General features: G+C 71.3%; 12 protein-coding genes. All 12 read right to left on the bottom strand.

Going from position 1 to position 13569, the window contains the following annotated elements; translation table 11 throughout:
- Nucleotides 1–9 precede the first annotated feature (9 nt).
- Nucleotides 10–267: a hypothetical protein gene (locus ACZ8ZB_RS12515; protein WP_030217181.1), complete on the bottom strand. Its 258-nt coding sequence runs from the start codon at nt 265–267 to the stop codon at nt 10–12.
- Nucleotides 268–352: 85 nt separating this feature from the next.
- Nucleotides 353–1237 carry a DUF4429 domain-containing protein gene (locus ACZ8ZB_RS12510; protein ID WP_470737793.1) on the bottom strand — a complete coding sequence of 295 codons (885 nt, stop codon included), beginning with the start codon at nt 1235–1237 and terminating at the stop codon, nt 353–355.
- A gap of 141 nt (nt 1238–1378) precedes the next feature.
- Entirely contained in the window at nt 1379–3151 is a 1773-nt protein-coding gene (locus ACZ8ZB_RS12505; protein WP_470737792.1) for an IucA/IucC family protein, read from the bottom strand.
- Nucleotides 3148–3687, bottom strand: coding sequence for a GNAT family N-acetyltransferase (locus ACZ8ZB_RS12500; RefSeq protein ID WP_470737791.1), 540 nt, complete (start codon nt 3685–3687; stop codon nt 3148–3150). Before ACZ8ZB_RS12500 ends, ACZ8ZB_RS12505 begins: the two co-directional genes overlap by 4 nt.
- A complete protein-coding gene (locus ACZ8ZB_RS12495) occupies nt 3684–4985 on the bottom strand; it encodes a lysine N(6)-hydroxylase/L-ornithine N(5)-oxygenase family protein (protein ID WP_470737790.1) in 1302 nt (433 codons plus the stop codon). The genes ACZ8ZB_RS12500 and ACZ8ZB_RS12495 overlap by 4 nt, the downstream gene beginning before the upstream one ends.
- Entirely contained in the window at nt 4969–6435 is a 1467-nt protein-coding gene (desA, locus tag ACZ8ZB_RS12490) for a lysine decarboxylase DesA (RefSeq protein ID WP_470737789.1), read from the bottom strand. The genes ACZ8ZB_RS12495 and desA overlap by 17 nt, the downstream gene beginning before the upstream one ends.
- A 156-nt stretch (nt 6436–6591) precedes the next feature.
- Entirely contained in the window at nt 6592–7461 is an 870-nt protein-coding gene (locus ACZ8ZB_RS12485) for a siderophore-interacting protein (protein WP_470737788.1), read from the bottom strand.
- Nucleotides 7462–7499: 38 nt separating this feature from the next.
- Nucleotides 7500–8549: an ABC transporter substrate-binding protein gene (locus ACZ8ZB_RS12480; protein ID WP_470737787.1), complete on the bottom strand. Its 1050-nt coding sequence runs from the start codon at nt 8547–8549 to the stop codon at nt 7500–7502.
- 162 nt (nt 8550–8711) lie between these two features.
- On the bottom strand, nt 8712–9302 hold the full coding sequence (locus tag ACZ8ZB_RS12475) for a Uma2 family endonuclease (RefSeq protein WP_470737786.1): 591 nt from the start codon (nt 9300–9302) through the stop codon (nt 8712–8714).
- Nucleotides 9303–9429: 127 nt separating this feature from the next.
- Nucleotides 9430–10590 carry an acyl-CoA dehydrogenase family protein gene (locus ACZ8ZB_RS12470; protein WP_470737785.1) on the bottom strand — a complete coding sequence of 387 codons (1161 nt, stop codon included), beginning with the start codon at nt 10588–10590 and terminating at the stop codon, nt 9430–9432.
- Between the two features lie 5 nt (nt 10591–10595).
- Nucleotides 10596–11516, bottom strand: a complete 921-nt coding sequence (locus ACZ8ZB_RS12465; RefSeq protein ID WP_470741469.1) for a hydroxymethylglutaryl-CoA lyase — start codon at nt 11514–11516, stop codon at nt 10596–10598.
- Nucleotides 11517–11539: 23 nt separating this feature from the next.
- Nucleotides 11540–13546 carry an acetyl/propionyl/methylcrotonyl-CoA carboxylase subunit alpha gene (locus ACZ8ZB_RS12460; RefSeq protein WP_470741468.1) on the bottom strand — a complete coding sequence of 669 codons (2007 nt, stop codon included), beginning with the start codon at nt 13544–13546 and terminating at the stop codon, nt 11540–11542.
- Nucleotides 13547–13569: the final 23 nt, after the last annotated feature.

Genomic DNA, 13569 nt, shown 5'->3' with positions numbered 1-13569 from the left:
GCGTAGTTCCTAGCCGTAGACGATGCGGCGCAGCTGCCGGAGCGAGAGCTCGGGCGGTGCCACCGCTCGGTATCTGAGGTCCGCCTCGATCCGCTCGAAGATCGTCGCGTTCACCAGGCCCTGGGCCTGGAGCTCGCGGTGGCGGCGACGGACGTACTCCTCGGTCGTCTCGTCGAAGTAGGCGAGCACGTCCTGGACCACCCGCAGCGCCTCGCCCCGGCTGAGGGGCGTGGACCGCGTCAGATGATCAACAAGTTCGTCGTGCACTCGATGATCCTGAGGTACCGGTGGCGGTTTCGCAAGAAACCTGCCCGATTTCGGGCAGGACTCACGGGACAGGTCCGGGATCGGCCTACATGCGCTTGAGGATCGCCTGTTTGGCGAGGGTGAACTCCTCGTCCGTCAGCACCCCGGACCGGTGCAGCTCGCCCAGCTCCCGCAGCCGGCGCAGCAGGGCGTCGTGGTCGTCCTCGGCCGCGGCGGGGGCCGTCTGCGGCGGCGCGGTCCCCGGCTCCCGCGGGCGCTCGTCGGCGGGAGCGGCCGGGTGCGGCAGGCGGGCCTGGACGGCGGCGGCGACGAGCGCCATCAGCGGGTCCTTCTTGAAGCCCCACAGCTCCACGGCGTGGGGGTCGTACTTGGCGGGCGCCTTGGCGGGGGAGTGCCGCACGAGGAAGCGGAGGTAGCCGTTCTCCAGACCGACGGCCGGCTGCCACTCCACGCCGGTCAGGTCCGCCAGCGCGAGGGTGCGGGCGCCGGCGGCGGCCTTGGCGTCCTCCGTCTTCCAGTTCCACTCCAGTCGGACGCGCTCGCCGTCGAAGCCGACCGTGCCGTCCCCGGCGGAGACGGACAGCGGCACGGACGGGCCGGGCAGCAGGTACTCGGTGACCGGGTCGGCGGGAACCTGGTCCAGCAGCAGGGCGGTGCGGACCTCCTGCGTGAAGTACTCGGCGACGCCGTAGCGGTCGGATTCGACGATCAGCCGGTAGGGGTCGTGCGGCTCGGCGAGCCGGCCGCCGGTCGCGTGCAGCAGGGGGTCCGCGCCGTCGCGCAGCCGCAGTCTGAGCCGTCCGGCCCGCTTGCCCTGCTCCAGCGATATGCCCGCCAACGCCCGCAGCGGCAGCACCAGTTCGCCCAGGGTCCTGCGGAGCAGTCCGACGCTCTTGTCCCGTCCGGGGGTCAGCCGCAGGGTGTCCCCGTCGAAGGTCCAGGTGCCGTCCTTCTGGATGATTTCCGCCATGGGGGGGATTGTTCCACCGGATCCGCGGGAGGGCGGTCCGGGCTGGTTCGGCGCCCCTTGCGGGGCACCGGGGTCCACCCGGCTCCCATGCCGACGGGCGCCCCGGAGGACCGTACTCCGGGGCGCCCGTCCGTTCGTGGGTCAGAACCCCGCGAGCGGGTTCCTCAGGGTGCCCACCAGCTGGAGCGCGCCGGACGGGTCCGTGAGGTCCACCATCTGCTTGTTGTTGCGCAACTGGAGGCGGTTGAGGCAGGACAGGGCGAACTCGGGGGCGAACATGTCGTACCGGGCGAACCTGTCGGCCAGTTCGGGCACCGACGCCTGGTACTCGCGGGTGATCCGGGCGACCGTGCCCCAGAAGCCGTCCTCGTCCAGGACGCCCTCCTCGGCGAGGTTCGCCGCGAGGAAGCGGAAGAAGCAGTCGAAGACGTCCGTGAAGATCGACAGCAGCTTCGTGTCGTCCGGGACCTCCACCCGGATGCGGGAGACCTCCGGCGGCAGCACCGCGTCCGGGTCCATCACCACGATCTCCTCGGCGATGTCCTTGTAGACCGCGCGCTTCACCACGCCGTCCTCCAGCACCAGGATGACGTTCTCGCCGTGCGGCATGTACGCCAGGTCGTAGGCGTAGAAGCTGTGCAGCAGCGGGACGTAGTACGCCCGCAGGTAGTGCCGCAGCCACTCGGCCGGAGCGAGCCCCGAGCGCTCGATCAGCGCGCCCGCGAAGGACTTCCCCTCGTGGTCGACGTGGACCAGCGACGCCATCGTGGCGAGCGACTCGCCGTCCTCCAGCGACGGCACCGGGCTCTCCCGCCACAGCGCGGCCAGCATCTTCCGGTACGGCGAGGAGCGGTCCGTGGCCTGCTCGTACTCCAGGTGCCGGTAGCCCACGGCGGCCCGCTCGCGGATGACCGACAGCCCCGTGGCCCGCAGCACCGGGTCGCTGTCGACGAGCCGGGCCAGCCAGTCGTTGATCGCCGGGGTCGCCTCCATGTAGGCGGCGGACAGCCCGCGCATGAACCCCATGTTGAGGACGGACAGGGCCGTCTTCACGTAGTGCTTCTCGGGGTGCGAGGTGTTGAAGAAGGTGCGGATGGACTGCTGGGCCAGGTACTCGTCGTCGCCCTCGCCCAGGCAGACCAGGTGTCCGCGCGCCACCTCGGCGGCGAAGGTGACGGACAGCTTGTTCCACCACTGCCAGGGGTGGACGGGGACGAGGAGGTAGTCGTCGGGGTCGAGGCCCCGCTCGCGCAGCACGCCGTGGAAGCCCTCGACGGTCTCCTCGCCCAGCTCCTGCCGGATGAACGACTCGTACTCGATCCCCGCCCCGGCCGTGAACGCGGCCCGCGAGCGGTGCGCGGCCAGCCACACCAGCTTCACCGGGTTCGCGGCCTCCGGCGCGTACGACAGGTACTCGTGGACGCCGAAGCCGAGCCGCCCGTTGTTGGCCACGAAACAGGGGTGGCCCTCGGTCATCCCGGTCTCGATGGCCTGGAAGCCGGCGTCGACCAGCTCGGCGACCGGGACCTGCGGTTTGGTGAGCTTGTAGCAGGTGCCGGAGAGGGTGGAGGAGATCTCCTCCAGGTACACCGGCAGGATCTCCTCGCTCAGGCCCAGGGACTTCTGCAGCTCGATGAAGAAGTCCAGGGCCGCGAGCTCGAGTTCGGCGCCGTCGCGGTGGCGGGTGATCGAGTCGGCGTCGACCTGCCAGTGGTCCAGCGCGCGGCGCGTGGCCGTGAAGGCGTACCGGGTCAGGCCGTCGTCGCTGCGGACGACGTACCCGCCGTCGCCGGTGGCCTCCGGGGTGACGAGCCGCTCGTGCGCGAACTCGGCGAGCGCCTTGCGGATCAGCAGGCGGTTGGCCCGTGCCCAGCGGTGGGGGGACAGGTGCGCCACGGCGTCGGACGGGGTCATACGGATGCTCCTCGTGCGGCCTCGAACTGTTCGCGCGTGCAGAAGCTCAGCAGCGCGCGCTTCTCCGGCTTGTCGATCTCACGCTCGGGGACGAAGCCCACGGCCTCGTTCAGGGCGTGCACGGCCTTGTTGGACACGTCCGGCTCGACCACGACCCGCCGGGTTTGCGGGTCGGCGAACAACTCCTCCATCACGGCGGTGATGACGGCCCGGGTGAAGCCGTGGACGGGCCGGTCGGTGGGGGCGACCAGGAAGTGCATGCCGACGTCGCCGGGCTCGGGGTCGTACAGGCCGACGAGCTCGACGTACCGGGGGTCGTACTTCTCCATCAGGAAGGCCGGTTCGCCGTCGTGCAGGCCCAGGTGGGCGTGGTGGTGCTCATGGGCGGCGATGCGCATGTACTCGCGCTCGACGTCCTGGAGCGCCGCGTCCTGCATCATCCAGAAGGCCGCCTTGGGGTCGGTGACCCAGCGGTGCAGCAGCTCGGCGTCCCGCAGCGGGTCCAGGGGACGGAAGGTGAACCTGCCGATGCTCATACGGCGAACTCCTGGAACGCGATGGTCTTCTCGACCGGGTAGTACTCGGCGCCCAGCAGCTCGCGGATGATGGTCGCGTTCCGGTACGGGCCCATGCCCAGGTCGGGGCTGGTGACGCTGTGCGTGTGGACGCCGGCGTTCTGCAGGAAGACGCCGCGGCCGGTGACGTCGACGGCGTAGTCGCGGCTCACGTCGAAGCGACCGTGGCCGTCGAAGCGGAGCCGGTCGCGCACCGGGTCGAGGAAGGCCGGCGGCTCGTAGTGGTAGCCGGTGGCCAGCACCAGGCCCTCGGTGCGGATCTCGAAGTCCTTGTCCTGCTCGTCCTGGTGGAAGCCGAGCGTGTAGCCGCCGTCCTCGTACCGGGCGGTGGTGAGCGAGGAGTTGGTGAGCAGCCGGGTGGGGAGCGGCCGGTCGCCGCTCTCGACGTTCTTCTGGTACAGCAGGTCGAAGATGGCGTCGATCAGTTCCGAGTTGATGCCCTTGAACAGGCCCTTCTGCTGCTTCTCCAGCCGGTAGCGGGTCTCCTCGGGCAGCGCGCGGAAGTAGTCGATGTAGTCCGGGGAGGTCATCTCCAGGGTCAGCTTGGTGTACTCCAGCGGGAAGAACCGCGGGGAGCGGGTGACCCAGTTGAGCTGGTAGCCGTGGACGTCGATCCCGGAGAGCAGTTCGTAGTAGATCTCGGCGGCGCTCTGCCCGCTGCCGACGATCGTGACCGATTCCTTCTCCAGCAGCTCCGCCTTGCGGTGCACGTAGTGCGCGTTGTGGAAGAGGTCGCCGTCGAGGCCGCGGCAGGGTTCCGGGACGAACGGCACGGTCCCGGTGCCGAGCACCAGGTGCCGGGCGCGGTACGTCTCGCCGGCCGCCGTCGCCACGGCGTACAGCCCGTCGCCCTCGTCGTACGTCACCTCGGTGACCGTGGTGCCGAAGCGGATGCTGCTGAGCCGGGCGGCGGCCCAGCGGCAGTAGTCGTCGTACTCGACCCGCAGCGGGTAGAAGTTCTCGCGTATGTAGAACGAGTACAGCCGCCCCTTCTCCTTCAGGTAGTTGAGGAAGGAGTACGGGGACGTCGGGTCGGCCAGGGTGACCAGGTCCGACATGAACGGGGTCTGGAGGTGGGCGCCGTCGAGGAACATCCCGGAGTGCCACTCGAAGTCCGGCTTGGACTCCAGGAAGACGCCGTTCAGTTCGGCGATGGGCTCGGTGAGGCAGGCGAGGCCGAGGTTGAAGGGGCCCAGTCCGATCCCCACGAAGTCGTAGGCCGGGTGCGTGGTGCCCGTCGGGTCAGGAAGCGCGGTCAAGGGACTCTCCCAGGTACTGCTCGGCGTGGCCGGCGATCAGATCGAGGACGGCGGCGATGTCGGACGTGGTGGTCTCGGGGTTGAGCAGGGTGAACTTCAGGTAGTGGCGTCCCGCCACCTTGGTGCCCGCGACCACCGCGTCACCGGAGGCGAACAGGGCCTTGCGCGCGTAGAGGTTGGCCCGGTCGATCTCGGCGGGGTCGGTGACGGCGGCCGGGACGTAGCGGAAGACCAGGGTGGACAGGCTCGGCTCGACCACGACGTCGAAGCGGGGGTCGGCGGCCAGCAGTCTCCAGCCCTCGGCGGCCAGGTCGCACACCTCGTCGAAGAGCTGCCCGATGCCGTCGGCGCCCATCACGCGCAGCGTCATCCACAGCTTGAGCGCGTCGAAGCGGCGGGTGGTCTGCAGGGACTTGTCCACCTGGTTGGGGATGCGTTCCTGCACCGTGCGGCGCGGGTTGAGGTACTCGGCGTGGTAGGTGGCGTGCCGCAGCGTGGCCGCGTCCCGGACCAGCACGGCCGACGAACTGACCGGCTGGAAGAAGGACTTGTGGTAGTCGACGGTGACGGAGTCGGCGCGCTCGATGCCGTCGATGCGGCCGCGGTACTTCAGCGAGGCGAGCAGGCCGCATCCGTAGGCGGCGTCGACGTGCATCCAGGCGCCGTACCGCTCGCACAGCTCGGCGATCTCGGGCAGCGGGTCGATGGAGCCGAAGTCGGTGGTGCCGGCGGTGGCGACGACGGCCATGGGGATCAGGCCGGCCTCGGCGCAGCGCTCCAGCTCGTGGGCGAGGGCGACGGTCTGCAGGCGCTTGTCGTGGTCGACGGGGACGACCACCACGGCGTCCTGGCCGAGGCCGAGCAGTTTCGCGGACTTCTGCACGCTGAAGTGGCTGACCTCGGAGGCGAAGACGCGCAGTTTCGTCAGGTCGGCTCCCCCTTGCCACCCGTCCCGCCCCGGCTTCGCCTCCTCGCGGGCCAGCAGCAGTGCCTGGAGGTTGGACTGGGTGCCGCCGGAGGTGAACACGCCGTCGGCGGCCGGGCCGAGGCCGATGCGGCCCGCCGTCCAGTCGATGAGTTTCCGCTCGATGAGGGTGCCGCCGGCCGACTGGTCCCAGGTGTCCAGGGAGGAGTTGACGGCGGAGAGCACGGCCTCGCCGAGCACGGCCGGGATGACGACCGGGCAGTTGAGGTGGGCGAGGTAGCGGGGGTGGTGGAAGTAGACGGCGTCCCGGAGGTAGACGTCCTCCAGTTCGTCCAGCACGGCGGTGGTGTCGTGGAGCGGCTGGTCGAGGTCGATGCCGTCGATGCGGGGGGCGAGCGCGTCGACGGTGACGCCGGTGAACGGACGGTCGGTGGTGGCGAGTTTGGCCGCCACCCGCTCGACTCCTTCGGTCACGGAGCGGCGGTAGTGCTCCGCGGTGGTGTCGTTGAGCAGGTGCGAGCGCATGTAGGGGTCCTCCGGTGGGGACGATCCGGTGCGGGAAAGGGCCGGCGGTGAAAAACTTAGGTAAGCCTAACCTAACTTTTTTCGGCTCAAACCTGCTTCGGCCGTGACTGTCATCACTCCTGCACCAGGTGTAATCGAGGGCGGGTCCGTTTCTTGCTAGCCCTGCCGGCGCAACTGCTCCTCCGTCAGCCCGCGGCGCCAGTAACCCACGAACGTCACCCGCCCGCGGTCGATCCCCCGCTCGCCCACGAAGTGCCGCCGCAGCAGCTTCACGCAGTCCGCCTCCCCGGCGATCCAGACGTACGGCCGCTCGGCGGGCGGGAGTCCGGTGGTGCGCAGGCCGTCCAGGGCCAGGGGGGAGCCCTGGTCGTGCGCGTCCCTGACGAACCACGTGACCTCGGCGTCGGCCTCGGTCGTCAGGTCCTGGACGTCTCCGGGGTGCGGCACCTCCAGCCACACCCGGGCACGGGTGCCGGCCGGGAGGGCTTCCAGGACGGCGGCCGCGGCCGGCAGGGCGGTCTCGTCGGCCCAGAGCAGCACCAGGTCGGTGTCCTCGGGCGGACGGAAGCGGATCGCGCGGTTGTCGGCGATCGCGGGGCCGAGCAGCAGCACCCGGTCGCCGGCGGCGGCGCGGGCGGCCCAGCGGGAGGCCGGCCCCGCCGCGGCGGACGCGCCGGCCCCCTCGGCGACGCCGTGCAGCACGAAGTCGACGTCGACCTCGGTGGTGCGCCCCCCGGCGTCCGCGCGCAGCCCCCGGAGCGTGTACGAGCGCATCACGGCCCGCACGTCGTCGGGGAGTTCGCGCCACCCCTGCCACCAGTCGTCGCCCAGTTCGAGCGGCACGACCGGCTCGCTCTGCCCCGGGTGCGGCAGGAACAGCGACAGGGACTGGTCGTGCCCGTCGGAGCGGAAGTCGCGCAGTTCGGGGCCGGTGAAGGTGACCCGGACCAGGGACGGACCGAGCCGCCTCACCGCTGCGACCTGGAGGGAGAAGAAGCGGAACGGGGCGGCTACGGCGGTGGTCACGTGTGGCTCCGGGGGGAGAGGGGTCTCGGCGGGTGCGGTCAGCCGACCTTCTCGGCCTTCTCGATGGCCTCGGCGAGGTTGTCGAGCAGCGGCGTGCACTTGTCGTAGGAGAGGATCGGCTCGGGCGAGCGGGCGATGACCTGACCGGCCTTGACCGCGGGGAGCTTCTTCCAGGTCGCCTCGGTGATGTCGGCGGGCTGGATGGTCGAGGCGCGGTCGTCCATGATGATGACGTCGGCCGGGTACTTGTCGACGTTCTCCCAGCTCAGCGTCTCGAACCAGCCGCCGGTCGCCTTCTTGGCCTCCTCCGGGGGCTCGACGAGGTTCACGCCGAGGGCCTTGAAGTACTCCAGGTCGATGGAGTAGTTGGAGCCGGAGACGTAGAAGACGTCCGGGGCGGCGGAGCCGGCCAGCACCCTGATCTCCGGGCGGGCCTTGGCGGCCTTGCGCAGCCGCTCGGCGGCGTCCTCGAACCTCTTCTTCGCCTCGACGACCTTCGTGGCCTTCATGTCGGCGCCCAGCGACTCGGCCAGCTCGGCCATGCGCTGCAGCGGCCGGGGCATCTGGAGGTCGTAGACGGAGACGGCCACGCTCGGGGCGAGCTTGGCGATCTTGTCCTTGGAGGCCTCCGGGACGTACCAGAGCGACCCGGCCTCGTCGAACGTCGTGCTGATGAGCACCTCGGGCCCGAAGGCCGCGTACTGCTCGACGTTGAAGCTGTCGAACTTGTTGCCGAAGATCGTCAGCTTGCTGACGTCCATGTCGCCGGCCTGGACGTCGGCCTTGCCGTCCGGCGTCCTGGTCGGGCCGAAGACGCCCTTCACCTCGACGCCGTAGTCGTACAGCGCGGCGGCGACACCGGTGAACGCGACGATCTTCGTCGGCACCTTGTCGAGCTTCACGGTGGTGCCGCGGTCGTCCTTGAAGGACCACGGACCGGACTTCGACCCGCCGGACCCCGTCGCGTCCGAGCCGCCGCTCTTCGCGTCGTCGCCCCCGCAGGCGGTGAGCACGGCGCCGAGTCCGAGGGCGCCACCGGCGGCGAGCAGTCCCCGACGGGAGAAGCGGGCGGTTGTGGCGTTCGACATGGAAGGTTCTGCTTTCGTGCGTACGGAGCCGTCCTGGGCTGGAAACAGGCTTAGGTTAGCCTAACCTCAGGATCTGTCCAGAGGGCGCCCGGTATGCGTTCCCTCCCGGCCGGTCGGCATGCCCGTGCCGAACCGTGGACCGAGCCGCACGAACAGACGGGCCTATGCCGGGGAGGGCTCCTCCCGGTCCTTGCCGTAGCGGCGGAACGCGGACGTGTCCACCGTCCAGGGGCCGAACGGGACCATGTCCCCGAAGATGTACGGGTCGTTGTCGCCGTAGTGGCTCCCGCACGGGGCCGAGTGCACCTCGATCGTGCCGGTCCTGGGGTCGACGATCATGTAGTGCGGGATGCCCATGGCGGGGTACTCGGCGAGTTTTTCGCCGTAGTCGTTGTTCGGGTCGGCCGGGGAGACGATCTCGACGACCGCCAGGACCTGCGTGGCGTCGACGGCGAGGCCCTCTTCGTCGAGCACGGCCTCGGGAATGACGACGGCGTCGGGGCGCCGCATGCGGCCGATCGCGGGGTGCTCGATCTCCGGGCCGTTCGCGCAGATGTAACCACGGTGGGTGGTGAGGAGCTGCTCGTCCGACTGCTTGCAGATGCGCCGGATGGTGCCCTCGTGACGCTTCGAGGGGCACATCATGGCCAGTACCGGACCCGACGGGCCGATCTCTACGCTCCAGGAACCCTCGAGCTGTTCGGCATGGGCTCCGAGCTGCTCGGCGATCGCGCGCATCTTCGCGTAGTCCACGGTTCCAGAGTACTGATGACTTCGCATGGTGGCCGTCCGTGTTCGGCGCGCGATCAAGCCGGGCCGGACGCTTCGCCGACGGGCCGACCGGCCCGCGTACACGCTGGACGCGGGCCGGTGCCGAGGCTCAGCCCGCCAGGCCCAACTCCCGCGCGATCAGCATGCGCTGGACCTCGCTCGTGCCCTCGCCGATCTCCAGGATCTTGGAGTCGCGCCACATGCGGGCCACCGGGTACTCGTTCATGAAGCCGTAGCCGCCGTGGATCTGGGTGGCGTCGCGGGCGTTGTCCACGGCGACCGTGGACGAGTACAGCTTGGCCAGCGCCGCCTCCTTCTTGAAGGGCTCGCCGGTCACCAGCCGGCTGGCCGCGTCGCGCCAGGCGAGGCGGGCCGTGTGGGCCTTCATCTCCATGTCGGCGATCTTGAACTGGATCGCCTGGTTGGCTCCGATCGGCCGGCCGAACGCGTGCCGCTCCTTGGCGTACCTCACCGACTCGTCCACACAGCCCTGCGCGAGCCCCGTGCCCAGCGCGGCGATGGCGATGCGGCCCTCGTCCAGGATGCGCAGGAACTGGGCGTACCCGCGGCCCTCCTCGCCGAGGAGGTTGGCGGCCGGGACCCGGACGTCGGCGAAGGACAGCTCCCGCGTGTCCGAGGCGTTCCAGCCGACCTTCGAGTAGGGCGCCGCCACCGTGAAGCCCGGCGTGCCCGACGGGACGATGATCGCCGAGATCAGCGGCTTGCCGTCCGGCTTGCGGCCGGTGACCGCGGTGACCGTGACCAGGCCCGTGATGTCGGTGCCCGAGTTGGTGATGAAGCACTTGGTGCCGTTGATGACCCACTCGCCCGTCGACTCGTCCAGCCGGGCCGTCGTACGGGTCGCGCCCGCGTCGCTGCCGCCGTCCGGCTCGGTCAGGCCGAACGCGCCGAGGATCTCGCCCGAGCACAGGCGGGGGAGCCACTCGCGCTTCTGCGCCTCGGTGCCGAAGAGGTGGAGCGGCATCGCGCCCAGGGAGACGCCCGCCTCCAGGGTGATGGCCACCGAGGAGTCGACCCGCGCGAGCTCCTCCAGGGCCACGCCCAGCGCGAAGTAGTCGCCGCCCATGCCGCCGTACTCCTCCGGGAACGGCAGCCCGAACAGGCCCATCCGGCCCATCTCCCGCACGATCTCGTACGGGAACTCATGCCGCTCGTAGAAGTCACCGATCTTCGGCGCCACCACGTCGTGCGCGAACTCCTCGACCGTACGGCGGAGTTCTTCCAGTTCGGGGGAGAGCTTGTGGTCCATGTCGTTCACTGCTCCTGGTGGGAGAGGGCTCGTACGGTGCGGGACGGGCTGGGTCGGCCCAGGTGGGCGGCCATCCAGACGCTCGTGGCGACCAGACGGCCGAGGTCGACCCCGGTGTCGATGCCGAGGCCCCGCAGCATCCACACGAGGTCTTCGGTGGCGAGATTGCCGGTGGCGGACTTCGCGTACGGGCAGCCGCCGAGACCGCCGGCGGAGGCGTCGACCGTGGTGACGCCCTGCCGGAGCGCGGCCAGCGTGTTGGACAGGGCCTGGCCGTAGGTGTCGTGGAAGTGCACGCCCAGCGCGGACACGGGCACGTCCGCCGCGGTGAGCGCGGTGAGCAGGGCCGTGACGTGCCCCGGGGTCGCCACGCCGATGGTGTCGCCCAGGCTCAGCTCGTCGCAGCCCATGTCCAGCAGGGCCCGGCAGACCTTCACCACCTGCGGGACGGGGACCGCGCCCTCCCACGGGTCGCCGAAGCACATCGACAGGTAGCCGCGGACGTGGACGTCCTGCGCCTTCGCCCGCCGCACCACCGGCTCGAACATCGCCAGCGCCTCGTCCACCGTGCGGTTGAGGTTGGCCTTGGCGAAGGACTCCGTGGCGCTGGCGAAGACCGCCACCCGCCGGACGCCCAGCGCCAGCGCGCGGTCCAGGCCGCGCTCGTTCGGCACCAGGACGGGCAGCTCCACCGGCAGGTCCGCGACGGCCGGGTACAGCTCCTCGGCGTCCGCCAGCTGGGGCACCCACTCGGGGCGCACGAAGCTCGTCGCCTCGATGGTGGTCAGACCCGTGCCGGCCAGGCGGCGGACGAACTCCGCCTTGACGGCCGTCGGCACGGTCGCCTTCTCGTTCTGCAGCCCGTCGCGCGCGCCGACCTCGTGGATGCGCACCCGCGCGGGCAGGCCCTCGGCCGGTACGACCATGGGCAGGTCCGGTTCCGTGGTGTTCACGCCGTCTCCTCCTCCACGGGGGCGATGACCGCCAGCACCTGGTCCATCGCGACCGTCGTGCCCGGGGCCACGTCCAGTTCGGTGACCGTGCCGGCGTGCGGGGCGGAGACGACGTGCTCCATCTTCATCGCCTCCACCACCAGCAGGCTCTGGCCCGCGCTCACCTCGTCGCCGACGGCGACCTTCACCACCGTCACCGTGCCGGGCATCGGCGCGGTCAGCGAGTCGGCGCCCGCCCGGCCGGCGCGGGTGAGGGACGCGACGACCGGGTCGTGGTCGCGCACGTGCCAGGCGTCGCCGTCCCGGCCCAGCCAGGTGCCGTCCGGCAGGGCGGCGAAGGTGTGGGTGACACCGTCGAGCGCGAAGGTGAACCGGTGCCCGCCCACCGGGCCCGCGGACGCCCGCAGCGGGGCGCCGGAGCCGGGGAGCAGCAGTTCCGTACCGCCGTCCGGGGTGCTGCGCACGCGCACGGTCACCGGGTCGTGGCCCGCCACCCGGAGGTGGTGCGCCGTCCAGGCCCGCGTGCCGCCCAGACGCCATCCGTCGGCCGCGGCGAAGGGGTCCCGCCAGCCGGACGCGCCGGCGGGCGCGAGGCAGGCCTGCCGCAGCAGCGCCGCCGCCGCGTACGTCTCCGCCGGCACCGCGTCCGGTACGAGCCCGTCCACCTCGCGCTCGACCAGCCCGGTGTCCAGGTCCCCGGCGGCCACCGCCGGGTGCGCCAGCAGCCGCCGCAGGAACCCGGCGTTGGTCTGCACGCCCAGCGTGACCGTCTCCGCGAGGGCCGCGCGGAGCCTGCGCAGCGCGGTCGCGCGGTCGGGGCCGTACGCGATCACCTTGGACAGCATCGGGTCGTAGAGGCTGCCGACCTCCGTGCCCTCGCTCAGCCCGGAGTCGGTGCGCACCCCGTCGCCCTGCGGCTCGCGCAGCCTCAGCACCGTGCCGCCGGAGGGGAGGAAGCCCCGCGCGGGGTCCTCCGCGCAGACACGGGCCTCGACCGCGTGGCCGGTGAGCCGGACGTCGTCCTGCCCGAACGGCAGCGGCTCGCCCGCCGCCGCCCGCAGCTGCCACTCCACCAGGTCGAGCCCCGTGATCAGCTCGGTGACCGGGTGCTCCACCTGGAGGCGGGTGTTCATCTCCATGAAGTAGTACGACGAGGGGTCGTCGCCCGGGACGATGAACTCCACCGTGCCCGCGCCCCGGTAGCCGCAGGAGCGGGCCGCCTGGACCGCCGCCTCGCCCATCGCGGCCCGGGTCCGCTCGTCGAGGAGCACGCTGGGCGCCTCCTCGATGATCTTCTGGTGGCGGCGCTGCAGCGAGCACTCGCGCTCACCGAGGTGGACGACGCCTCCGTGGCCGTCGGCCAGCACCTGGATCTCGATGTGCCGGGGGCGGTCGATCCACCGCTCGACCAGCAGCGTGTCGTCGCCGAAGGAGGCGCGGGCCTCACGGCGGGCGGCGGCGATCTCGTCGGCCAGCGCCGAGGCGTCCCGCACCAGGCGCATGCCCTTGCCGCCACCGCCCGCGGACGGCTTCAGCAGCACCGGCATCCCGATCTCCCGGGCCGCCCCGGCGAGCTGCTCGTCCGTCAGCCCGCTGCCGCTGGAGCCGGGCACCACCGGCACCCCGGCCGCCCGCACCGTCTCCTTCGCGCGGATCTTGTCGCCCATCAGGGCGATCGCGTCCGCCGGGGGACCGATGAACACCAGCCCCGCCTCCGTGCACGCCCGCGCGAAGGCGGCGTTCTCGGCGAGGAAGCCGTACCCGGGGTGGACCGCCTGCGCGCCGGTGCGGGCGGCGGCCCGCAGCAGCCGCTCCACCGACAGGTAGCTCTCCGAGGCCGCCGCCGGCCCGATCCGCACCGCCGTGTCGGCCTCCCGCACGTGCCGGGCGTCGGCGTCCGCGTCGGAGTACACGGCCACCGAGCGCACGCCCATCGACCGCAGGGTGCGGATGACGCGGACCGCGATCTCGCCCCGGTTGGCCACCAGCACCGTCTCGAACATCTGCTCTGTCATCGTCAGGGGTC

The sequence above is a fragment of the Streptomyces sp. 12E genome (assembly GCF_055633275.1).
This window is presented reverse-complemented; position numbering and strand designations above follow the sequence as displayed.

Coding starts and splice junctions, on each gene's coding strand:
- ACZ8ZB_RS12480 (WP_470737787.1), bottom strand. CDS start 8,549: ATGTCGAACGCCACAACCGCCCGCTTCTCCCGTCGGGGACTGCTCGCC.
- ACZ8ZB_RS12510 (WP_470737793.1), bottom strand. CDS start 1,237: ATGGCGGAAATCATCCAGAAGGACGGCACCTGGACCTTCGACGGGGAC.
- desA (WP_470737789.1), bottom strand. CDS start 6,435: ATGCGCTCGCACCTGCTCAACGACACCACCGCGGAGCACTACCGCCGC.
- ACZ8ZB_RS12470 (WP_470737785.1), bottom strand. CDS start 10,590: ATGGACCACAAGCTCTCCCCCGAACTGGAAGAACTCCGCCGTACGGTC.
- ACZ8ZB_RS12465 (WP_470741469.1), bottom strand. CDS start 11,516: ATGGTCGTACCGGCCGAGGGCCTGCCCGCGCGGGTGCGCATCCACGAG.
- ACZ8ZB_RS12500 (WP_470737791.1), bottom strand. CDS start 3,687: ATGAGCATCGGCAGGTTCACCTTCCGTCCCCTGGACCCGCTGCGGGAC.
- ACZ8ZB_RS12460 (WP_470741468.1), bottom strand. CDS start 13,546: ATGTTCGAGACGGTGCTGGTGGCCAACCGGGGCGAGATCGCGGTCCGC.
- ACZ8ZB_RS12505 (WP_470737792.1), bottom strand. CDS start 3,151: ATGACCCCGTCCGACGCCGTGGCGCACCTGTCCCCCCACCGCTGGGCA.